General features: G+C 36.7%; 18 protein-coding genes. 14 read left to right on the plus strand and 4 right to left on the minus strand.

Annotated features, from left to right (window positions below; all coding sequences use genetic code 11):
• A partial coding sequence (locus BFL47_RS11950; protein ID WP_245681359.1) for an aldose 1-epimerase family protein occupies positions 1-910 on the plus strand: 910 nt, incomplete at its 5' end.
• A 434-nt stretch (positions 911-1344) separates the two neighbouring features.
• Here the strand turns inward: BFL47_RS11950 and gltX are convergent.
• Positions 1345-2859, minus strand: a complete 1515-nt coding sequence (gene gltX, locus BFL47_RS11955) for a glutamate--tRNA ligase (RefSeq protein ID WP_069660034.1) — start codon at positions 2857-2859, stop codon at positions 1345-1347.
• Between the two features lie 643 nt (positions 2860-3502).
• Here gltX and BFL47_RS11960 point away from each other — a divergent pair.
• From BFL47_RS11960 to BFL47_RS12005, 10 genes are all read left to right on the plus strand, one after another.
• Positions 3503-4219 carry a phosphoadenylyl-sulfate reductase gene (locus BFL47_RS11960; protein WP_069660035.1) on the plus strand — a complete coding sequence of 239 codons (717 nt, stop codon included), beginning with the start codon at positions 3503-3505 and terminating at the stop codon, positions 4217-4219.
• Positions 4220-4237: 18 nt separating this feature from the next.
• On the plus strand, positions 4238-5146 hold the full coding sequence (cysD, locus tag BFL47_RS11965; protein WP_069660036.1) for a sulfate adenylyltransferase subunit CysD: 909 nt from the start codon (positions 4238-4240) through the stop codon (positions 5144-5146).
• A 98-nt stretch (positions 5147-5244) separates the two neighbouring features.
• Complete coding sequence (locus tag BFL47_RS11970) at positions 5245-6486, plus strand: sulfate adenylyltransferase subunit 1 (protein ID WP_069660037.1); 1242 nt, start codon at positions 5245-5247, stop codon at positions 6484-6486.
• A 48-nt stretch (positions 6487-6534) separates the two neighbouring features.
• Positions 6535-9864 (plus strand): DUF4175 family protein, encoded by a 3330-nt coding sequence (locus BFL47_RS11975; protein ID WP_069660038.1) that lies wholly within the window; start codon positions 6535-6537, stop codon positions 9862-9864.
• A gap of 6 nt (positions 9865-9870) precedes the next feature.
• On the plus strand, positions 9871-10305 hold the full coding sequence (locus BFL47_RS11980) for an ATP-binding protein (protein WP_069660039.1): 435 nt from the start codon (positions 9871-9873) through the stop codon (positions 10303-10305).
• Positions 10305-10736, plus strand: a complete 432-nt coding sequence (ybeY, locus tag BFL47_RS11985; protein ID WP_069660040.1) for an rRNA maturation RNase YbeY — start codon at positions 10305-10307, stop codon at positions 10734-10736. The genes BFL47_RS11980 and ybeY overlap by 1 nt, the downstream gene beginning before the upstream one ends.
• 77 nt (positions 10737-10813) lie before the next feature.
• Positions 10814-11467, plus strand: a complete 654-nt coding sequence (locus BFL47_RS11990) for an NAD(P)H-binding protein (protein WP_069660041.1) — start codon at positions 10814-10816, stop codon at positions 11465-11467.
• Complete coding sequence (locus BFL47_RS11995; RefSeq protein ID WP_069660042.1) at positions 11464-13323, plus strand: ABC-F family ATP-binding cassette domain-containing protein; 1860 nt, start codon at positions 11464-11466, stop codon at positions 13321-13323. Before BFL47_RS11990 ends, BFL47_RS11995 begins: the two co-directional genes overlap by 4 nt.
• 56 nt (positions 13324-13379) lie before the next feature.
• Positions 13380-15239, plus strand: a complete 1860-nt coding sequence (mnmG, locus tag BFL47_RS12000; RefSeq protein WP_069660043.1) for a tRNA uridine-5-carboxymethylaminomethyl(34) synthesis enzyme MnmG — start codon at positions 13380-13382, stop codon at positions 15237-15239.
• Positions 15240-15429: 190 nt separating this feature from the next.
• On the plus strand, positions 15430-17037 hold the full coding sequence (locus tag BFL47_RS12005) for an Ig-like domain-containing protein (RefSeq protein WP_170827314.1): 1608 nt from the start codon (positions 15430-15432) through the stop codon (positions 17035-17037).
• A 208-nt stretch (positions 17038-17245) separates the two neighbouring features.
• Here the strand turns inward: BFL47_RS12005 and BFL47_RS12010 are convergent, their stop codons facing one another.
• Both BFL47_RS12010 and nadB read right to left on the minus strand, forming a co-directional pair.
• On the minus strand, positions 17246-17767 hold the full coding sequence (locus tag BFL47_RS12010; RefSeq protein WP_069660045.1) for a gamma carbonic anhydrase family protein: 522 nt from the start codon (positions 17765-17767) through the stop codon (positions 17246-17248).
• Between the two features lie 15 nt (positions 17768-17782).
• The gene (gene nadB, locus BFL47_RS12015) at positions 17783-19369 is read right to left on the minus strand and encodes an L-aspartate oxidase (RefSeq protein WP_069660046.1); all 1587 of its coding nucleotides are present in this window, start codon (positions 19367-19369) and stop codon (positions 17783-17785) included.
• 575 nt (positions 19370-19944) lie between these two features.
• Between nadB and nadA the strand changes: the two genes are divergently transcribed.
• Together nadA and thiL are read left to right on the plus strand one after the other, a co-directional pair.
• The gene (gene nadA, locus BFL47_RS12020; protein ID WP_069660047.1) at positions 19945-20937 is read left to right on the plus strand and encodes a quinolinate synthase NadA; all 993 of its coding nucleotides are present in this window, start codon (positions 19945-19947) and stop codon (positions 20935-20937) included.
• 151 nt (positions 20938-21088) lie between these two features.
• Positions 21089-22129: a thiamine-phosphate kinase gene (gene thiL, locus BFL47_RS12025; protein ID WP_069660048.1), complete on the plus strand. Its 1041-nt coding sequence runs from the start codon at positions 21089-21091 to the stop codon at positions 22127-22129.
• Between the two features lie 145 nt (positions 22130-22274).
• On the opposite strand, the gene BFL47_RS12030 is transcribed toward thiL, so the two are convergent.
• Positions 22275-23633, minus strand: a complete 1359-nt coding sequence (locus BFL47_RS12030) for a DNA recombination protein RmuC (protein WP_069660049.1) — start codon at positions 23631-23633, stop codon at positions 22275-22277.
• 155 nt (positions 23634-23788) lie between these two features.
• Between BFL47_RS12030 and BFL47_RS12035 the strand changes: the two genes are divergently transcribed.
• Positions 23789-24481, plus strand: a complete 693-nt coding sequence (locus BFL47_RS12035; protein ID WP_069660050.1) for a zinc metallopeptidase — start codon at positions 23789-23791, stop codon at positions 24479-24481.
• The last annotated feature ends 85 nt before the right edge of the window (positions 24482-24566 follow it).

Consider the following 24566-nt stretch of genomic DNA (forward strand, 5'->3'; position numbering starts at 1 on the left):
CCTTTTTTCTTTTACCGGACAACAGTATAAATTAATCTATTTTATATCCATGATAACTTTAGAAAACGATGATTTTAAAGCGGATATCCATCCGTTTGGCGCTGAACTTCATAGCCTTTACTCCAAAAAAAATAAAATTGAATACCTATGGGATGGCAATCCTGAATTTTGGCCAAGACATTCACCTGTATTATTCCCTATAGTTGGCGGATTGATAAATGATGCCTATACCTACAAAGGAACTTTATATACATTGGCCAAACATGGTTTTGCCCGTGATACAGAATTTGAAGTAGAAAGCAGTTCAGCTGACAAGGCCACGTTCCTATTAAAAAGCAATGAAGAAACATTAAAAGTTTACCCTTTTGCGTTCGAACTTCGCCTGATCTATACGTTAACGGATAGTGAGATCACCTTAACTTATGAAGTAACCAATCCTGCTCAAGAACCGATGTACTTCTCAATCGGAGCACACCCTGCATTTAAGGTCCCTTTGACTGACGGAACATACGAAGATCACTCCCTTGTGTTCAGTGAAGAAGAAGATTCGGATAGATGGTTAATTGATGGCAATTATTTAACAGAACCTGTTAAATACATGGATCACCAGTCTAAAATTGTGTTGAAGCATGATCTATTCTATGAAGATGCGGTAGTTTTTAAAGACCTTAAATCCACTTCAATTTCTATTGTGAATAATAATAATCCACATGGATTAAAGCACACGTTCAAAGGATTCCCTTATATGGGCATCTGGTCGGCCACTGATGCTAATTTTGTATGCATTGAGCCTTGGTGTGGTATCCCTGATGGCATTAAACACGATCAGAAAATAGAAAACAAAGAAGGAATCAATAAGCTGGATGGCGACAAGAAATGGTCTGCCAGCTGGAGTGTTGCTTGTTTTTAATCTTTAATTTACTTGTTTCTGATCCTTTACTTCGGATAAACAATGTTTAGCATTGTTAAAAAGCTATATCTAAAGATTAATTTTCACTTCACAAGAACTGAATATTAAACTGGAATAAACATAAGATTGATCAAGAATAGACTTTAGATCGAACATCAATAGGTACAAGATGGATCGAGAATAGATAAAAGATCGAACAAGAATAAACAGAAAGAGGCTGAATCATTGATGATCCAGCCTCTTTCTGTTTATTCTTGTTTTTTTTAAAAGTGCTTGATTAACCCTCTTGCAATCCTTCCTGTTGTTCTATCCTTTATTCGGGAGAAGAACAAACATCAAATTTATCGGGCTTTAAAAATAGCAGCCTTCCAATCCAACAAATTACAATTCTGTATAAAACACTACATTAAACAGCAGTAAGTAATCTTCTAAAATTATGCTCTAAATAGTTCAAGCGCAATTCCAATTCTTAAAATGGCTTCCTTTTCTCCAAGTACTTTTGTGATATCAAACACAGCAGGTCCATATTTACCACCTACCAGCATAATGCGGTAAGGCAGCATGACATCCCCTACTTTTAAGCTTTTTTCCTGAGCTAACTCCTTAAATTGAGCTTCCAGCTCTGCAGAAGTCAAAGCAGCACTACCAAGCAGTATTTCAGAAAATGAGTGAAAGAATTCTTCTTTTTGTTCTGTCCATTTAGGCTTAACTGAATTTAAATCGTATTCAGACGGAATTTTAAAGAAATATCCAGCTTGTTGAACAAAGTCGGTCATCACCGTACAACGATCTTTGATCATATCGATAACGGCCAGTAACTTAATCGGCTCAGCAGTGATACCATTCTTTTTAAAGACTTCATTTACAGCCGGAGCAAGTTGCTTAGCCGCTGTCTTTTTAATCCATTCGGCACTATACCACTTTGCTTTTTCAAAATCAAATTTCGCACCAGCCTTACTAACGCGATCAAGTGAAAATTTATCAATCAGTTCTTCGATACTGAACAATTCATTTTCGGTACCATCATTCCAGCCCAACATGGCTAACATATTGATAAACGCTTCCGGCATAAAGCCTAGTTCGCGGAAACCTGGAGTAACCTCACCTGTAGCAGGATCGGTCCAGCTCATGGCATATACTGGAAATCCCAATCTGGCACCATCCCTTTTACTCAATTTACCATGACCATCCGGTTTTAGGATTAAAGGTAAATGAACCCATTTAGGCATGTCATCTTCCCATCCCAGGTACCTCCAGAGCAGTAAATGTACAGGCGCTGATGGCAACCACTCTTCACCACGAAAAGCATGCGTTATTTTCATCAGATAGTCATCCACAACCACTGCAAGGTGGTAAGTAGGCATCCCGTCTGCTTTTAAAAGCACTTTATCATCAGATAATCCAGCTTCAAAACTTACTTCTCCCCGAATCAGGTCAATGAAAGAAATGGTTTCACCTTCAGGAATCTTTATACGGATCACATATGGAGTTTCCGCAGCAAGCAAACGTTGCACTTCATCTTCCGGAAGGGAAATCGAATTCTTCATGTCCATACGATGTGCATGTCCATATTGAAAGTTATTAATCTCTTTGCGCTTGGCATCCAATTCTGCAGATGTATCAAATGCGTAATAGGCATATCCTTCCTTTACCAGCCTTTCTGCGTATTCCCGATACATCGGTTTCCGCTCACTTTGGCGATATGGGGCATATGGTCCTCCTGCAACCGGACTTTCGTCTGGTTTAAAGCCGCACCAATCCAGGCAATCTAGTATGTATTTTTCAGCACCTTCAACAAAGCGATTTTGATCGGTATCTTCAATTCTTAGAATAAATTTACCACCGTGTTTTTTTGCAAAAAGGTAGTTAAATAGCACTGTACGTACGCCCCCTAAGTGCAAGCCACCGGTTGGACTTGGAGCAAAACGTACCCTTACTTTATCCATCATAATATTTAATTAAAATCCAAAGATACGCTTAATCGCATTATCCATAATATCCAGATACGCATTACCCCCCCATGATCCAATTAGCTTATAATTTTATAGCACCTATCTTTCAGATGAACCGCACCTTCTACGCACCTTCTCCGCTCGGGATTGGATTACCTGAAAGACAGGTGAAAATTAATTTGCTAAAAGTTACAAATACAATAATAAGTTGAGGCGTTTATCCTAATGGGTCCTGATAAATAAGAAACGATTAAAATGAAGGCAACCCGTTTAGAATAATTTAAAATTTTAAAAACAGAGCATTTATGAATACCCCTTAACCCAAGTTAAAATAGGTTGAGAGAAATACTTAAGATGGTTTTTATATCTTATGTATTGCAGGTAGCCAATGTTCGTTTAAGCAAATTATCTGATGCTAAAACACTTAAAAGTAATTTCAAGCATTTCAATACAAGCTTATATCTTGGTTCTTCCCAATCAAAAAAGCCCTTTATTTTAACGACCGGAAGGTATAAATAGGTCATCCCTATGCCTTATTTCAAATTTCATGCGCTATTAATAAGCAAAGTTTCTATTTTTGACTACCTTTTCTATAGATTTACACATAATAAAAATTAGAAAGGCAATTCTTTTTCATACCATGTTAGATACACTGCAAAATAAATTAGAAGATTTAGTTCCGACCTTATCGCAACTATCGCCACAAGAGGGACTTTCCTTATTGGCTCAGCAGTTTGAAGGAAAGATCATTTTTTCGACTAGTTTCAGCTGGGAAGATCAGGTTATTGCTCATATGATTTTATCGCAATCCCTTCCTGTTAAGATTTTCACATTGGATACCGGTCGTTTATTTGGTGAAACGTATTATGTTTGGAGCCGTACAAATGAGTTATACAACACGAAGATTAGTGCTTACTATCCGAACCAGGAGCATATTGAACGCTTTGTAACGGAAAAAGGTCCTAATTCATTTTATGAATCGGTAGAGAACAGGAAGTCCTGTTGTTACATCCGTAAAGTGGAGCCCCTAAAAAGAGCCTTAGCCGGAAACCAGTTATGGGTTACAGGTTTACGGGCTGAGCACTCCCCCGAAAGAGGTGACCTTCCTGCTTTGGAATGGGACGAAGGCAATCAAATATTAAAATATCATCCTCTTTTACATTGGACAACAGAGGAAGTAAAAGAATTCATAAACAAGAACGGAATACCTTACAATACCCTTCATGATAAAGGATTTGTCAGTATTGGATGCCTTCCATGTACACGTGCCATACAGCCTGGAGATGATTTCAGAGCTGGAAGATGGTGGTGGGAAGACAAGGCCAGTAAAGAATGTGGCCTACATGCTCATTCCTAATTATTAAATAAAGTTTTTATGCCGCAACATACATTGAATTATCTTGACCTGCTTGAAGCGGAGTCTATACACATTATGCGCGAGGTGGCGGGTCAGTTCGAACGTCCCTGCCTTCTTTTTTCAGGTGGAAAAGATTCGATCACACTCGTTCAACTTGCTTTAAAAGCCTTTAAACCAGGTAAAATACCTTTCCCTTTGGTTCATATTGATACCGGACATAACTTTCCGGAAGCTTTAGAATATAGGGATAGAATGGCTAAAGAAGCGGGTGCAAAACTGATTGTCAGGAAAGTGGAAGATACCATTAAGGCCAGAGGTTTAAAAGAAGCGGGGGGAAAGTTCCCTTCACGTAATGCCCTGCAGTCGTATACTTTACTGGATACGATTGAAGAGTTTGGTTTTGATGCCTGTATTGGCGGTGCGCGTCGTGATGAAGAAAAAGCGAGAGCGAAAGAACGTATTTTTTCTGTGAGGGATGAATTCGGTCAATGGGATCCTAAAAAACAACGTCCGGAACTTTGGAACTTATACAATGGTATGATTGCTAAAGGAGAAAACGTTCGTGTATTTCCGATCAGCAATTGGGTGGAGCTTGACGTTTGGAATTATATCAAACGCGAAGGCATCCAACTTCCTTCCATTTATTTTACGCATGAGCGTGAAGTAATCATACACAATGAGTACCTGGTGGCTATGTCCGAATTTGTTCGTGTAGATGAAGGCGATGTAATTGTGAAACGGAATGTACGTTATAGAACCGTTGGCGATATGACTTGTACGGCTGCGGTTGCGTCCACAGCGGCTACAATTGATGATATCATCAAGGAAATTCAACATACGAATATCAGTGAGCGCGGTGAAACCAGGATCGATGACCAGGTATCAGAAGCAGCTATGGAAGACCGTAAAAAGAACGGTTACTTTTAGTCCCTGTGTATTAACAAATTGCTCTTTCGGGAGCTTAATAATCATGATGAGGCGAATGCAATAGGCATGAGTCCTAATTTGGAAGAATAAAAATTACAATGGATTTACTTCGATTTATAACTGCCGGTAGTGTTGATGATGGAAAGAGTACCTTAATAGGGCGCCTTTTATATGATACAGATTCTATAAAGGTTGATCAGCTTGAAACAATACTAAAGCAAAGTAAAAATAAGTCTGAAGGGGAAATAGATCTTGCCCTATTTACAGACGGTCTCCGCGCGGAAAGAGAGCAAGGAATAACAATTGATGTAGCCTATAAATACTTTGCTACTGAAAAGCGTAAATTTATTATTGCTGATGCTCCAGGGCATATTCAATATACCCGTAACATGGTTACGGGTGCTTCAAACTCTGATTTGATCATCATTTTAGTGGATGCTCGTTTAGGGGTTATTGAACAAACCCGTCGTCATAGCATTATCGCTTCGTTATTGCAGATCCCGCATGTGGTGGTTACCATCAACAAGATGGATATGGTTAACTTTTCGGAAGAGGTGTATAATACCATCGTGGCGGATTATTCCAAGATGGCCGATATGCTGAAGATAAAGGATGTGACTTTTATTCCGATTTCTGCGCTGAACGGTGATAATATTGTAAACCCTTCGATCAACACCCCTTGGTATAAAGGAGAAACGTTGCTTAACCTGCTGGAGACGATCAATATAACCAATGACATCAATTATGAAGAATCGCGTTTCCCGGTACAATTTGTCATCCGTCCGCAGTCTGAAGATCTTCATGATTACCGTGGATATGCAGGAAAAGTACTGAGTGGAACCTATAAGAAAGGCGACGTTGTTACGATTCTTCCTGATGGCATTGATTCTACCATTAAAGCAGTTGAAGTTCATGGAATTGAAGTGGACGAAGCTTTCGCGCCTCAAAGTGCTGTGATCCGACTGACTGATGATATCGATATTAACCGGGGTGACCTGATTGTAAAAAAATCAAATATTCTTAAAGTATCACAAGAAATTGAAGCTACGTTATGCTGGATGGACACTAAGCCGTTAGTAGTAGGCAATAAATATCTATTGCAGGTACAAAGCAAACGAGTTCGTTGCGTGATAAAAGAGATCAACTATAAGCTTGATGTGAATACGCTTGTCAAACATGAACAATTTGATCCGGTAGGATTGAATGATGTGGTTCATGTGCTGATTAAAACCGCATCCCCTATCGCTTATGATAGTTACAACACGTTAAGGGCAAATGGTGGAGCAATTTTGATCGATGAAACGGCTCACACTACTGTTGCCGGTTGCATGCTTTCATAAAGCTACGATTTCATATTTATTCATTATCTTCGGATATGAACGGATGATATGGGGAATTCAGCCGAAAACTTTAGTGATCTCATCTCTAAGATAGATGAGTTTATCCGTAAATACTATTTCAACAAAATAGTAAGAGGATTGATATATCTGGCTGCAGCAGGATTTGCTGGATATATTATCATTACACTATCCGAATATTATGGAAACTTCAGCCCGGTGATACGGGCTGTTCTTTTATTTAGCTTTCTCCTGCTGAACAGCCTACTGTTTTTTCGATTCATCTTCTGGCCCCTCCTATCTTATTTTAAGCTTGGAAAAAGAATCAATTACCTCCAGGCATCTGAAATAATTGGAAAGCACTTTCCAACGGTTAAAGATAAGTTGATCAATACGCTGCAATTAAAGGAATTATCCTCCAGAAGCGAGGATGGGAGTCAAATTATTGAGCATGCTATTAATCAGAAGATCGCAGAACTCAGGCCTATCCCTTTTCATACGGCTATTCGCATTCGGGATAATAAAAAGTACTTCCGATATGCTTTGCCTCCTATTTTTCTGATTGTGATCATTGCATTTACAGCTCCTTATATATTCAGCGAAAGCACAGAAAGAATTCTGCATTACAAAACACGGTTTGTAAAGAAAGCGCCCTTTGAGTTTGTGGTTCTAAACGCCAATCTTCGTGCTTTTCAGGGAGAAGATTTAACGCTGCAGGTTAAGCTGACCGGGAATGAGATTCCTGATGAGATTTATGTGGAGGAGGGATTGAATACCTACAAGCTTCAGAAAGATAACCTGGTGCATTTTAAGCATGTTTTTAGAAACTTACAAAAGGATAAAACGATTCGTCTTTTTGCCGGCGAATTCTATTCGGAGCCGTATGTGCTGAAAGTGATTCAGAAGCCTTCGTTGGTTAATTTGTTTGTTAAAATTAACTATCCTTATTATTTAGGCTTGCGAAATGAAATAAGAAAGGACCTGACTGATTTAACGGTACCGGAGGGGACTAACATCCATTATGGGATAAATACCCACTACGCTACTAAAATACGTCTTCATGACGGATCAAAGCAAACCATTCTTCAACCGGTATCGCTCAATCATTTTGAGTATTCTTTAAAAGCCAGGAAAAGTATGGAATTGCGCATTGCTCCTCAAAGTACTACTTTGGTTAATGGGACTGATTTCATGTCTTTTCGGTTAAACGTGATTCCTGATGAAAGGCCAACGATACAAATTATCGAAAAAGAGGATACTCCGAATAATAAAGCGACTTCTTTTATTGGGCAGCTGGCAGATGATCATGGTTTCTCCAGTTTGAAAATTCATTACCGGGTTAAAGATCAGGGGAAACTTTCGAAAGCAAGTTCCCGAAACATTCCTGTAGATAAAAAGGCTACCCAGTATTCCTTTATTTATGCGGTTAAATCCAATGATTTCAAGCTGAAGCCTGGACAAGAGTTAGAGTTCTACATTGAGGTATCTGATAATGATGCCGTAAATGGCTTTAAATCTGCACGTAGCGAAACAATGCGGATTAAAAGGCTGACGGTTTCGCAGGTAGAAAAGAATGTGGATCAATCTACCCGGGTAACGGAGCAGAAGCTACAGCAGGCCATTAAAGAAGCCTCTCTCATTGAGCGTGAAACTAAACGGATCAAAAAAGAGCTGATGAATCAGAACAGCTTATCTTTTGATCAAAAGAAACAGGTAACTGATTTATTAGGCAAGCAGAAAGAGCTGGAAAAACTGATTGATCAGATTAAAAAGGAAAGTGAGAAAAACTACCAGGAACAGAATTCCGAGCTTTTAAATCAAGCGACATTAACCGATCAGCAGAAGCAATTGCAAAAGCTTCTGGAACAGGTGATGGATGAAAAAACGCAAGCCTTATTAAACAGTATTGAGAAAATGCTGATGGAAAACAATAAAGCCCAGACTCAGGAGGAGTTAGGCAAAATGCAATTGGAAAATAAAGGAGTTCAGAAGGAGCTGGACCGGATCCTTGAGTTATACAAACAATTGCAATTTGATCAGAAATTAACTGCTTCAATTAATGATTTGAAGAGGGCGGCTGATCAGCAAAATAAGTTAAACAAGTCTGTTGAAGAGAAGAGGTCTACTTTCCAGGACGCGGCGGCTCAGCAAGAGAAATTATCTAAAGAATTTGAGGACATTACGAAGCAGCTGGAAAGTTTAAAGAAAAAGAATGAAGAGCTGGAAAAAAGTCATCCTTTAGCAGACCTCTCGAAAGAAGAGAAAGAGGTGAATGAAGAGCAAAAGAAGAGTAAAAATAGCCTTCGGGCAAACAATGCGGATCCTGCACAAAAAAGCATGCAAAAGGCAGCGGATCAGATAGCTGAGATGGCTAAACGGATGGAGGCGATGAAGGAAACATCCAAGACATCAGAAAATAAGGTTAATCTTCAGGCGCTAAGGGAAATATTAGCCAATCTTTTAAAGTCTTCTTTTGATCAGGAATCTATATTAATAGCTACCCGTAAAAGTGTTGCTACTGACCCTTTGCTGGTAAGCCATACGCAAAAGCAGTTACAGATCCGCAATAATATACAGGTTATTGGAGACAGTTTAGCTGTTTTAAGCAGACAGATCCCTCAGATTGAATCTGTGGTTAGTCAGGAACTCAAAACGATCACTGAGCGCATTAATTATTCATTGGAGAGTATGGCTGAGCGGAGTATTCAAGAAGCGGTCAGCGATCAGCAAAGCGCCATGGCTTCTATCAATAACCTGGCATTGCTGCTAACGGAGGTGGAGGAACATCTGCAGAAAGCGATGAAGAATGCTTCATCGGGAGGTAAAGGAAGTCAGCAAAGTTTATCACAACTCGGTCAGCGGCAAGATCAGCTAAATAAAAACATGGAGAAAGCCAGGGAACAAATGAAACAAAATGGCTCCGAAAGTGGTAGAATTAGAGGTCAGGTAAATTTATCGCAGCAATTTGCAAGAATGGCTCGTGAGCAGAATTTAATCAGGCAGACCTTGCAGCAAATAAACAGAGAAATGAATAAAGATGGGCAGGGAAAACTTGGTAACCTGGATAAGCTTAGCCAGGATATGGAGCAAACCGAAATGGAGCTGGTTAATAAAAATATTCAGTCTGAAACTCTGATCAGGCAGCATGATATTTTAACCCATTTACTGGAAGCAGACCAAGCGGAAAGAGAGCGGGATTTGGATAATAAGCGGGAAAGCAAAGCGGGAATTGACCAGCTACCCGGGTACATTGAAAAGCTTAAACAATTGAAAAATATAAAATTAAAGGAGACCGAGTTATTGAAAACGGTACCGGCCGATTTAAATTTATTTTATCAATTGAAAATTAATGAATATTTTAGGTCTTTAGATTCAATTTGAACAAATATGCCACCTGATAATGTAAATGGTTCAGATAATTCCTCACTTTATACACTACAGCTTCCTTCTAAAATGGAAAGCATCACTATTGTTGAAAATTTTATTGATACAATTAGAGATGAAAATAACATTTCGGCGGAAGTATATGGCAATATGTTAACTTGCTTAAATGAGGTAGTGATTAATTCTATTGTTCATGGAAACAAACAGGATGAATCCAAGAAGGTATATATTAATTTAGAGATTGTTAACAAAAAAAGTCTGCAATTTACCGTGATGGATGAAGGGGCGGGCTTTGATTATAACAACCTTCCGGATCCTACTGCTCCTGAAAACCTGGAAAACCTAACCGGTAGGGGGATATTTATCATCAAACATTTGGCTGATCAATGTATATTCAACATGACCGGTAATCAGGTGGAACTTCACTTTAACATTTAATGAGTCAAGAAAAAATTCAATTTCATTCCGAAGAAATTACCTACATATTAAAACAGAAAGAGCATATTCGTAAATGGATTAAAGCAAGTATACGGGAGGAAGGGAAAATTCCAAGTGAGATTTCTTTCATATTTTGTTCAGACGCGTACTTGCTGAATATCAATAATCAATACCTACACCACGATACCTATACCGATATCATCACGTTTGACAATAGCGAAGAAACGGATTTGATTGCCGGAGATATTTTCATCAGTATAGACCGCATCAGAGAGAATGCTGTTACCTTTCATATATCTGAAAAGGATGAAGTTCATCGGGTACTTATTCATGGCATTCTTCATTTATTAGGTTATACGGATAAGGGGAATGAACATAAAAATTTGATGACCAGTAAGGAGAATTACTACTTATCATCGAGAACATTTTAAATCCTTTCATATACTGACCTTTCTATTATGGTATAAATCTATTATTTCCTTAGTTTTGTAAATTAAGGATACATAATTTGAAAAAGGTAATAGTAGTTGGCGGTAGCGGACTTATTGGATCTCACCTGATTCAATCTTTGTTACGCGAAGATCGTATTGAAGAAGTAGTTGCTTTGGTAAGAAAGCCATTAGATCTCATTCATGCTAAATTAAAGCAACAAATTGTATCCTTTGATGATCCAAACACTTTTTCAGAATTGATCAATGGCGATGCTGTAATGTGTTGTTTGGGTACTACGAAAAGTAAAACACCCAATTTAAAGGATTACAAAAAAATTGATTACGATTATCCATTGTTAATCGCAAAGATAGCAAGTGATCATTTTGTGCCTCAATTTCATTTAATTTCATCACTAGGCGCTGATAGTCAATCTGTTATGTTTTATACTAAGACGAAAGGTAAATTAGAAGATCGCATTAAAGCTTTAAAATTTAGATCATTGCATATCTATCAGCCTTCTTTATTGGATGGGGATCGTAAAGAAGCCAGACCAACTGAGAAAATTGCAATTGGGGTGATGAGGCTTATTAATCCCATTTTGTTGGGACCATTAAAGAATTATAGAAGCATTAAAGTTGAAACGATAGCAAATGCTATGGTTATCCAAACATTAAAAAATCTTGAGGGGACGTTTACTTATCCTTCAGACAAGATTAAAGAATTAATATGAGTATTTTATCAGGAGAACAATTAGGTCATGTATTTAGTGATGCATGGTTATTTAAAGAGCTTACATTCGGAATAGACAAAGGGCAACGGGTTTCATTAGTTGGAATTAATGGTTCCGGGAAGTCTACTTTATTAAAGATTTTAGCTGAAAAGATCGTTCCTAAAGAAGGGAAAGTGGTTAAGGAGCGAGGTCTCAATATTGGTTATTTGGAACAAGACCCTGATTTTAGCGGTCAGAAAACTATTGCCGATTATGTGTATAGTCTCGATAATAATCAACAGCAAGTAATCAGGCAATATGAAAAACTGATTGAGTTAGAGCATCCCGATCCAAAAGAGCTGGAGAGTCTGATTGATCAACTTAGCGAGCTGGATGCATGGGAATATGAACATGAGATTAAAACTATCCTTCAACGTCTATCTATTTTTGATCATGAACAGGAAATAAAAAGCCTTTCGGGTGGTCAGAGAAAACGTTTGGCATTAGCGAAACTTTTGATTGATAATCCGGATGTCTATATCATTGATGAGCCCACCAATCATCTGGATATTGAAATGATTGAGTGGCTGGAAAGCTTTCTGACTACTGGTCATAAAACGGTATTAATGGTTACGCATGACAGGTATTTCCTCGACAATGTTTGTAATCAAATTATAGAGCTGGATAAGCAACGCTTATTTAATTATAATGGTAACTATAGTTATTACCTGGAAAAGAAGTCAGAGCGTGAAGCAGACGATGCCTCTTCTCTTCAAAAGAATCGTAATTTATTAAAGAAGGAACTAGAGTGGATGAGAAGGATGCCTCAGGCAAGGGCAACTAAATCTAAAGCAAGGATAGACTCTTTTTATGAACTGGAAGCGAAGACTAAAACGACTCAGAATTTAAAGGTAGAGTTAAGTACTTCAGTTTCCAGACAGGGCAATAAGATCATTGAGATTAAAGGAGTTCAGAAAGGATTTAATGATAAAGTTTTCATTGAAGACTTCAGCTATACCTTTAAGAAAGGTGATAAGATAGGTATTGCCGGAAGAAATGGAACAGGTAAATCTACCTTGTTAAATTTAATCACGGGTCTTATTCAACCAGACGCTGGAACCATATCTATTGGAGAAACCATTGTATTTGGATACTATCAGCAGAGCGGTTTAGAATTAAATAAAGATGAACGCGTTATTGATGTAGTTAAGAATGTAGCGGAATATATCATGATGGCTGATGGAAAGACATTAACAGCATCGCAGTTACTTACACACTTCCTCTTCCCTCCTGCTAAGCAACATAACATGGTTAGCAAACTAAGTGGTGGAGAAAAGAAGCGGCTGCAATTGATGCGTGTGTTGATGAAGAATCCGAATGTCTTGATTCTTGATGAGCCTACCAATGACTTAGATATAGATACCTTAAATATACTGGAAGACTTTTTAGAACGTTATTCGGGTGTGCTTTTATTGGTATCGCATGATCGATATTTAATGGATCGGTTGACGAATCAATTGTTTATTTTAGAAGGTAATAGTAAAGTGAATATCTATTCAGGAAACTATACTGACTATCGGTTAGAAAAAGACAACGAAGTAAAGACTAAAGAAAGCAATAAAAATAGTCTTCCAGCTGTTGAGAGTTCAAAAAAGAATAAGCTTTCTTATAAGGAAGAAAAGGAATTAGAGGCGATTGATGTTCAGGTTCCTGATCTTGAGAATCAAATTCAACTATTAACCGATCAATTGAATAGTGGAATTACAGACCATCAAGAGCTAACATTACTTGCTGATGAAATTCAAAAGCTTAAAAGTCAATTGGATTTGATTAGTGTACGCTGGATAGAGTTAACAGAAATACAAGAAAATCAATAAAAGTTCCACGTGGAACTTTAAAGACATATAAACGTTCCACGTGGAACATCAATAAAATGTTTAAAAAATACGATATAATAGTTGTAGGGGCAGGACATGCAGGTTGCGAGGCAGCGGCAGCAGCTGCTAACCTGGGATCTTCTGTACTTTTGGTTACAATGAATATGGCTACTATAGCTCAAATGAGTTGTAATCCAGCAATGGGTGGAGTAGCAAAAGGTCAGATAGTTAGGGAAATTGATGCCATGGGTGGTTATTCTGGTATTGTTTCTGATAAGTCGACTATCCAATTCAGGATGTTGAATAAGTCTAAGGGGCCTGCAATGTGGAGTCCTCGTACTCAGAATGACAGGATGAGGTTTGCTGAAGAATGGCGACTTATGCTGGAACAAACTCCTAATGTTGATTTTTGGCAAGACACTGTAAATGAATTGCTCGTTAAGGGCGATCGTGTAATAGGAGTTAAAACTTCATTGGGAATTAACATTGAAGCAGGTGCAGTTGTTTTGACTAACGGTACTTTCTTGAATGGTTTAATACATATAGGAGAGAAACGATTTGGTGGAGGCCGTACAGCTGAAAAATCAGCAACTGGATTAACTGAACAGCTTAACGAATTAGGCTTTACTTCCGGAAGGATGAAAACAGGAACCCCTCCAAGAGTAGATGGAAGGAGCCTTGACTATTCCTTAATGGAAGAACAATGGGGAGATGAGACTCCTGGTAGATTTTCATTTACAGATGTAGAGGTACCGAAACAACAGAAATGCTGCTGGATTACTTATACAAATTTAGACGTTCACGAAACACTTAAGGAAGGGTTTGAAAAATCTCCTATGTTTACGGGACGAATTAAAGGCTTAGGCCCTCGATACTGTCCTTCCATTGAAGATAAAATAAACCGCTTTGCTGACCGTGATAGGCATCAGATATTTGTTGAACCAGAAGGCCTGCACACAGTAGAAATATATGTAAACGGATTTTCAACCTCTTTACCAGAGGATATACAATATAAGGCTTTAACAAAAATTCCTGGGTTTGAAAAAGTAAAAATGTTCAGACCTGGTTATGCTATTGAATATGACTTTTTCCCTCCTACCCAATTAGGTTTAACACTTGAAACCAAACTTATAAAAAATCTATTCTTTGCTGGTCAGATTAATGGAACCACAGGATATGAGGAAGCAGCTAGTCAGGGATTCATTGCCGGAATAAATGCGCATCAGAAAATTAATGACTTCCATGAATTGATAATGAAAAGGTCTGAATCTTATATTGGCGTTTTAATAGATGACCTGGTAACTAAAGGAACTGAGGAACCTTATAGAATGTTTACTTCGAGAGCTGAGCACCGCTTATTATTAAGGCAGGATAATGCAGACATCAGACTCAGTCCTATTGGTCACCAGTTAGGATTAGTAAATGATGAAAGATTAGAAAAGGTAAATAAAAAAATTGAAAATTCTGATACGATCATTAAATATTTAAAATCTACATCCATTGAGCCTTCCTTAATTAATAGTCTGTTAGAAGAACTTGGTACATCAGCTTTAACTCAAAACTTTAAACTGTTTCAATTAGTAACGCGTCCTCAAGTATCCCTAAATGACTTAAGAAAAGCAAGTACGGGATTGAATGACTTGCTTATGCAGTTCGATATTGAGACAATTGAACAGGCCGAAATTAAAGCTAAATATGAGAGCTATTTTGAGAAAGAGCTGGAAATTGTAGGAAAGATGAAAAAAATGGAAGATCAGGAAATCAATCCTAATTTTGATTATTCCGGCATGGTATCCTTATCAAAAGAGGCAAGAGAAAAATTGAAAAAGATAAAGCCAAGAACATTGGGTCAGGCTTCAAGAATATCAGGCGTTTCTCCTTCAGATATATCAGTTATTATGGTACATTTGAAATAAAAACTTAATTAATTGATATACAGTTAATTAAGTTAATCAAAAGCATACAAAAATAAGCCGTTTTAAGCGACTTAAATAATAAAGTAATACTAGTAATCCATAATCAACTTTAATTCTCTTAAATAGCCACTAAATGCTCCGTTTTGCGAAATACAGTATTTTTTTATTTTTCTCAACCCTTCTTATAATTATGCTTGGATATGGGTGCGCAAGTATCCAAACTCCAACGGGTGGACCAAAGGATAGCATCCCACCAAAGGTCTTAAAAGAGACGCCAGCAAATTTTACTACTAAATTTAAAACCAAAGAAATAAATATCCAGCTGGATGAATATTTTAAAATCAATAATGAAGCAAAGGAATTTAGTGTGTCCCCTGCTATGGATAAAAATCCTAATTTTAAAATAAAGAAGAAAATTTTAAATATAAAATTTCAGGATACTCTTGCTGCAAACACAACATATACAATAAACTTTGGTAGAGGGCTTGTTGATTATAATGAAGGGAATATATTAAAGAATTACATGTATGTATTATCAACCGGTAATAAAATAGATTCGCTTACGATTACGGGAACCGTACTAAACACCTTAACTAAAAAGCCAGTTTTAGATGCTACTGTATTTATAATACCTATAAGTCAGGATACTATTTTTGGAAAGAAGAGAGCAAATATTTTTACTACCACAGATTCTTCAGGGGTATTCAATCTTAAATATTTAAGGCCTGATACGTATAAAGTTTATGCGTTGAAAGAAGAGAGTGGAGATCGGATTTATAATTCCACCAATGAAGAAATCGGATTTTTAAAAGATTCATTGGTACTGACCAAAAATACAGCAGGTATTAAACTTGAACTGTTTAAAGAAGAAGCTAAGATCTTCCGAATCATGGATCGCAAGATAGAAAAAGATGGTAAAATACTATTTCTATTCAACAAACAATTAAACAATCCGAGCGTAAGAATAATTCAACCTAAAGAGCTGGATACATCAAAAATTACGGTATTCAGCAAAACGAAAGACAGCTTATCGCTGTGGACAGAGAATATGAATTTCGATTCTATACAGGTTGCTATTATCAATAATGGAATACCTATTGATACCAGTGTAATAAGAAGGGGTAAAAAGGATGAATATAAAAGGGAATTAAAAATAACAGATAACATTCCTAATTCAAGAATAAAACCAGGAACAGACTTAATACTTAGCTTCTCAGCACCCATAGGAACCAAAATAGATCCATCCAAGATAACGCTATTACAAGATTCAATCTCTGTAAACGGATTGAGAATATTTAAAGACACAAGCTCGACAAGCCGCTACATCTTTAAATTTCCTTGGAAAATTGAAAAAAACTATGTTTTAAAATTGGAAGAAAAAGCTTTTACCGGCTTATTTGGCGGAGAAAACAAACCTTTCGATAAGGCATTTACAAGAGATGAAGAGATAAACTATGGAAATCTCGCATTAGCCGTAACTGTTCCGGACACTGCAAAACACTATATTGTACAGCTTCTTAATCAAAATGGAGAACTCTTAAGAGAAAATCCAATCACAAAAAATACGACCGTAAACTACATCATGTATGCGATTGGCAAATACAATTTCAGGATTATTTATGATACTAATGTAAATAAGAAATGGGATACAGGTGATGTCTATTTAAAAAAATCACCTGAAAATATATGGAATGCTGGGGTAGAAATAACATTGAGAGCAAACTGGGATTTAGAAGAAAAGTTGACTATTCCTCCGGAGACGGGATCCATTCCATTAACATCCCCTCAGGGGAAATGATCTATATAATTAATCACTGTTTCTGAGTTATGATCCTCTGATTAAGTATATTTTGAAGGCAAAATTCATTTGATTAAAACCCACAAGAGAAGGGATACTTCTTATTAAGTATATTCCCAAGGCCTAATCCATTTGCTTAAAATATTTTCTCCGAAAGCATAATGCATTTAAAGGATTACTTCTATGAAGGCCTAATCCATTTGATTACCTACCCCTCCGGGGACATAATCCATTTCGAATACATAATATAATTTAATGGAAGCTGCTTCAACATCTCCCGCTGTTCATCAGTAATAGCTTTAACTTTTTTGGCAGGAACACCGGCATAGATATACCCCGTTTCACATATTGTATTTTCCAGAACAACAGAACCGGCAGCAATAATAGTGAAAGATTGTACAACTACATTATCCATTACTATTGCTCCCATACCAATTAAAATATTATCCTCAAGCGTACAACCATGTACTAAGGCGTTGTGTCCTATTGAAACGTTATTACCGATATAAGTAGCCGCTTTAAGATATGTACAATGAATCACCGCACCATCCTGTATATTTACGTTATCGCCAGCTCTAATCGCATTGACATCACCTCTAATCACGGCGTTATACCAAACAGAGCAATTGTTTCCTAAAATCACATCACCCACTATTGTACTATTTGGAGCAAGAAAACAATCTTTACCAAATTCTGGAATTATACCCTTTACAGGGACTATCAACGACATAAGCCAATTTTAAATTTATAATATGGTATCTTGAGTTACATCCTGATGAAAAGGATAATCAGTTGTAAAATGCAAACCCCTGCTTTCCTTTCTCTTTAAGGCAGATTTTATCACCATATAAGCAGTTTGAATAACATTTCTTAACTCACACAACTTAACAGAAAGTTTGGTCAGTTTGTAAAACTCTTCCGTTTCTTCATAAAGAAGACCTAAACGACGCATGGCACGGTCAAGTCTAAAATCTGAACGAACGATACCTACATAGTCACTCATTATTTTTTGCGTTTCGCGTAGATTGTGAGTAACCAGAATATCCTCATTAGAAAGCTGCGTATTCGTTTCATCCCATTCAGGAATATCAGTAGGAATACTTACATTGGCAAATTTATCCAAAGAATCCGCATAAATACGATGAGCAAAAACAAGAGCTTCAAGCAAAGAATTTGAGGCTAACCGGTTTGCCCCATGTAAACCTGTAGACGAACATTCGCCGCAAGCATATAAGCGATGAATAGATGATCTTCCATTTTTGTCGACCATAACTCCTCCACACATATAATGACAGGCAGGAGTTACAGGAATCATATCCCTGCTCATGTCTATTCCGATGCTTAAACACCGGGCGTAAATATTTGGAAAATGAGTTAAAATTTCTTCTTTAGAACGATGCGTGATATCCAGGTAAACGAAATCCTCACCAGACTTTTTCATTTCTGAATCAATCGCCCGCGCAACAATATCCCTTGGCGCTAAAGATAAACGCTCATCATACAAATGCATAAACTCCTTGCCCTCTCTATTTTTTAACACACCACCGAAGCCACGTACCGCTTCTGAAATAAGAAAAGAAGGATATTCGCCTGGATTATATAAAGCAGTAGGATGAAACTGAATGAATTCCATATTTCTAACCTTACCTTTTGCACGATAAACCATTGCAATACCATCACCTGTTGCAATAACTGGATTGGTAGTATTCGAATAAATATGACCAGCCCCGCCTGAACCCATCACTGTAACTCTGGAAAGGAATTTTTCTACCTTACCTGACTTTGTATCCAGGGCATAAATTCCATAGCACTCAATATCATCTGATCGCTTATCTACAAATATGCCCCGGTGGTGCTGTGTTATTAGTTCAACAGCAAAATAATGTGTTAATATTTCAATATTTGGATTGCTATGCACTTGCTCTAATAGGGCACGCTCAATTTCGAACCCGGTAATATCCTTATAATGAAGAACCCGGTGTTCTGAATGCCCACCTTCTTTTGCTAAATCATAAAAACCCTTGTTCGTTTTATCAAACCGGGTACCATATTCTATAATTTCTTTGATTCGCTCAGGACCTTCATTCACTACTATATCAACAATTTCCTGATTACATAATCCATCACCCGCAATTAGAGTGTCATCTACGTGTTTGTCGAAAGAATCTTGTTTATCCACAACTACAGCCACCCCACCCTGGGCGTACTTCGTGTTCGATTCATCTTCATTTGCTTTTGTAACTATCAGTACCTTACCATGTTTTGCAGCCTTTAGTGCAAAACTTAAACCTGCTATTCCAGAACCTATAACAAGGAAATCAACATCTCTCATGAGTAACTATTTTAAAAAATTAAATATAGCATTGTGTATGTTGATAACTGTAATAAAGATGTTAATTAAAGAGATAAAAGAGCTAATAAATTTTAATAACTAATCGTTACTGGGGATTTTAGGAAAATTTATTTTATTTTTAATAAAGTTTTGAGTTCAAATCAAACAGTTATTAACTTTCTGATCACATCAAATAAATCACATTATAAAATAAACGTTAAAAATTTGGAAAATATATATATCTCCTTTTAAACTACTTATCACAACTAAAGTGTTAATAACTTGTTAATATTTAAGGTATAAATCATTTTACACCATAAATTTTAGCACACTACCAACATTACTAACACACTAATAACCTATAAGATTCTTTATATATATAACTAATTATAATTATTGAGATGTTAGAAATGGATACTTTTGAGGAAATAAAGAGCAGATAATTAAGATAGCGCGTGTTTGTTTAGCGAGCCAATTTTAGAAGTAATTAAGTTGGAGATCAAAACAAAGAGCAGGCTGTTTGAAAATTTAAAATAATATCCTAGGAACAATTTATATTTACAGGAAGGTTAGAAATGAATATTTTAGAGGAGTTAAATATGAAGGGTTTCATAGAAGAGCCCATTGATCCTACTTTGGATCTATATGTTGAAATTGAAAAATTAAAAAGAGAAAAGAATGCAGTGATACTTGCTCATTATTATCAGGAGCCTGATATTCAAGATATTGCTGATTATATTGGAGATAGTTTAGGTCTTTCACAACAGGCTGCAAAAACGGATGCTTCTATGATTGTATTTGCTGGAGTGCATTTTATGGCCGAAACAGCTAAAATACTATCACCTGAAAAAAAGGTTTTGTTGCCAGATTTAAAAGCTGGATGCTCTTTATCAGACAGTTGTCCTCCTGTTCTATTCGCTAAGTTTAAAGAAAAATACCCTGATCATTTAGTCATCACGTATGTAAACTGTTCTGCAGAGTTAAAGGCATTAAGCGACATTGTGTGTACCTCTTCCAATGCAGTACAGATTGTAGAAAGCTTACCTAAAGATCAGAAAATAATATTTGGCCCTGATAAAAATTTAGGTAAATATGTGGCCAAAAAAACTGGTCGTGATCTAGTACTATGGAATGGCGCATGTATGGTACATGAAATTTTCTCCAGACAACGTATTATTAAACTACAAGAGCGTCATCCAAATGCAAAATTCATAGCACATCCGGAATGTGAAGATGCTGTTTTAGAATTGGCTGATTACGCAGGATCAACAACGGGTTTATTAAAATACACGATAAACAGTCCCGCTACCGAGTTCATAGTAGCTACCGAAAGTGGTATTATTCATCAGATGCAAAAAGAAAATCCGGGTAAAACATTTATTCCTGCACCTCCGGATAATAGTTGCGCTTGTAATGATTGCCCTCACATGAAACGTAATACACTTGAAAAGCTCTATCTTTGCATGAAAAATGAGCTTCCTGAAATAAAAATACCATTGGATATTATTGAAAAGGCAAGGGTTCCCATAGCAAGAATGCTTGATATTTCTGCCAAATTAGGATTGTAATATATCACTTAACTAATTAATTATTTAAAAGTTAAAGTAAATATAAACTGTCAAGTTAATAATAAGGAGTTGTTGCATTCAAAAAGTAACTGTGAAGTTGAAATAAAAAAGCTGGCAAATTAATAATAAGGGAAGGTTAAATTAAAGAATTATGTTTGAGAACGTCGAGAAAAGTGAAATAGATAACCTGGGTGAATTTGGTCTGATTGATCACCTGACAAAGAATATAATTCTTACCCAACCTTCAACGATTAAGGGTGCTGGAGATGATGCTGCAGTACTTAATTTCGGAGATAAAAAGACACTTATTTCTACCGATCTTTTATTAGAGGGCATTCATTTCGATCTTGCCTATACCCCCTTAAAACATTTAGGCTATAAAGCGATTCAAGTCAATTTAAGCGATATATACGCCATGAATGGTACAGCTACCCAAGTAACTGTATCCTTAGGCTTATCAAGCAAGTTTCCTATTGAAGCTGTTGAAGAGTTGTATTTAGGCATGTTGCTGGCCTGTAAAAAGTATGAAATTGATCTCATAGGAGGCGATACCTCTGCTTCTAAACAAGGTTTGGTTATCAGTATAACCAGTATTGGGTATGCGGATGAAAAAGATATTATCTATCGTAATACTGCACAGGAAGGTGATCTTATTTGTGTTTCCGGTGATTTAGGTGGTGCTTATGTAGGCCTTCAACTCCTGGAACGTGAAAAACTCGTTTACCTTGAAAATCCCCAGATTCAACCTGATTTGGAAGGTAAAGATTACATTATTGAACGTCAATTAAAACCAGAAGCACGAAGAGATATCATTTTGGCTTTAAAAGAAATGGGTGTTAAACCTACTTCTATGATTGATGTATCGGATGGATTATCTTCCGAGCTCATACATATTTGTAAACAATCTGAAAAAGGATGTAATTTATATGAGGAGAAAATACCACTTGATCCGATGACTTTTGATACGGCCAGAGAATTTAACCTAGATCCTTCCATTTGTGCTTTAAGCGGTGGTGAGGATTACGAATTGCTCTTTACTGTTAAACAATCAGACTACGATATTATTAAAAATAACCCTGATATTACTGTAATTGGACATATCACTGAACAGGCAGCGGGAATGAATCTTATATCCCGTTCTGGAAAAGTACATCCTTTGAAGGCACAAGGCTGGAATGCTTTTAATAAATAAATGATGTAAAATATGTGATGTTTATATTTATTAAAAGTATTTTTATTCCTTTATAAGCGCAAGTTTAAAATGCTTTAAATAAATTATACAATTCAAAAGAAGTAGTAGGATATACTTTAATGTCCTAAATATCTGATAAAGAGCATTATTTCTCTTCAATCAGATATTTTGAATCAATTTTCTTTGATGATTTAGCACCCAGTTTTCTTAAATTTTCTACTTTGCCAATCAAATTACCATTACCAGAGGATAATTTACCAAATGCATCCGAATAGGCGTCCTTGGCGCCATCAATCTTCTCCCCTATCTTTTTAAGATCAGTAATAAAACCAACGAATTTATCATATAAAGCACCGGCCTTTGTTGCAATGTCAATAGCATTTCTGGTTTGCTGCTCTTGTTTCCATACCGAAGATATAGTTTTAAGCGTAGCGAGTAAGGTTGATGGCGTAACAATGACCACTCTTCTACTCCAGGCGTACTCAAATAACTCTATATCATGTTTGATCGCTACAGCAAATGAAGATTCAATGGGAATAAAAAGCAATACAAAATCTGGTGAATTAATGCCATATAAATCACAGTAATTTTTACTGCACAAATTCTTAATGTGCCCCTTTATTGAATTGATGTGATCATTTAGATAAGTCAGACGATCTGATTCTTCTTCACAGTTAACCAATCGCTCATAAGCAATAAGAGACACCTTAGAATCAATAATCAGATGTTTATTATCAGGCAGATTAACGACCACATCTGGCTGAAGCCGATTACCATCTTCATCTGTAAAACTAGTTTGCTTGCTGTAACTTTCGCCTAAAATAAGTCCTGAAGCCTCTAATATCCGATCCAGAATGACCTCTCCCCAATTTCCCTGTTTCTTTGTGTCTGCTTTTAAAGCTTTGGTCAGGTTGTGTGCCTCCTCTGAAATCTGTTTATTCAAATCCATTAATTTAGAGATCTCTCCTTTTAGCACGTTCCGTTCGTCTGATTCTGCCTTATAAACTTTATCTACTTTTTGTTCAAAGAGCTTAATATTTTCCTTCAATGGATTTAATAAATTATCCAGGTTAAACCTATTGACCTCTGTAAACTTGAGTGTTTTTTCTTCCAGAATTTTACTTGCTATTAATTCAAAATCTTTATTGAACTTATCTTGATTGCGATCCATTTCTTCCTTTTGTTCCGCAATTTTTTCTTGTTGAGCCTTTAAATAACTGCGACTGCTTTCATAGGATTGAGTAATAGTTATAAATTTCTGTCTTTCTGTCTGTAACTCATCAAAAAGCCTTTCCTGCTCATGCCGTAATATCAGGGTAACCGCTTCCTTTTCTGCATTAATGTTTACAGCCCGCTCTTCAGCACGTGCTAAGTTGATGCCCATAGCCTCAGTTAATACCTGTTTTGAACGTGTTTCGCTACGCTCTGATTGTAATTTTGACCAAAAGTAAAGGTTAAATAGTATAGATAAAATTAATAGTATTATCAGATAAATAAATTCCATTTGCTAATATATTTATCATAAAGGTACTAATATTATGCACTTATGTCAGGTATAAAAGTACTATCTATAAGCAAAACAGGTACATTGTAAAATATAGGATATAAATTATAATAGGAACACTTTTTGTAATAACTTACGTATAAATAGAAGTAGAAATGGGAATTATTTTAATTATAGTCATAGCAATAGCGAGTTTTATTGTTCAGGCACGATTTAAAAACAAATTTAAGAAGTATTCGGAGACGCCTTTATCATCAGGTCTTACAGGTCGTGACATTGCGGAGAAAATGTTGAATGATAATGGTATTTACGATGTAAGGATAGTATCAGCAGAAGGCAACTTATCCGATCATTATAATCCATCAGATCGTACCGTTAATCTGAGTCCTTCCGTTTATAGTGGAAAAAGCATTGCAGCCGCTGCGGTGGCAGCGCATGAATGCGGACATGCTGTACAACATGCTAAAGCTTATTCCTGGTTGCAGTTTCGTTCAGCAATGGTTCCGGTAGTTAATATTTCTTCCAACCTGCTGCAATATGTCTTTATGCTGGGTTTAATCATGTATGCATCAAGTTTTGGCTATACGCTTTTACTTATTGCTTTCGGTGCCATGATTGTGGTCACACTATTTAGTGTTGTCACCTTACCTGTTGAGTTTGATGCCAGTAACCGTGCCCTGGCATGGTTAGATTCAAATAAAGGAATTATGCAATCAAGCGTAGAACACACTCAAGCAAAGGACGCCTTGTGGTGGGCTGCTATGACTTATGTAGTGGCTGCTTTAGGTTCGGTAGCACAGTTACTTTACCTGGCCATGATGTTGTTCGGTGGCGGTAGAAGAGACTAAGTAATCAGTCATAAAAAAAGAGGCAACCAAATGAATGGCTGCCTCTTTTTTTATGATATAAGAATGAAATATATGATAAGTGCAG

Origin of the sequence: Arcticibacter eurypsychrophilus, from assembly GCF_001730525.1 — a bacterium.
Taxonomy (GTDB): Bacteria; Bacteroidota; Bacteroidia; order Sphingobacteriales; family Sphingobacteriaceae; genus Arcticibacter; species Arcticibacter eurypsychrophilus.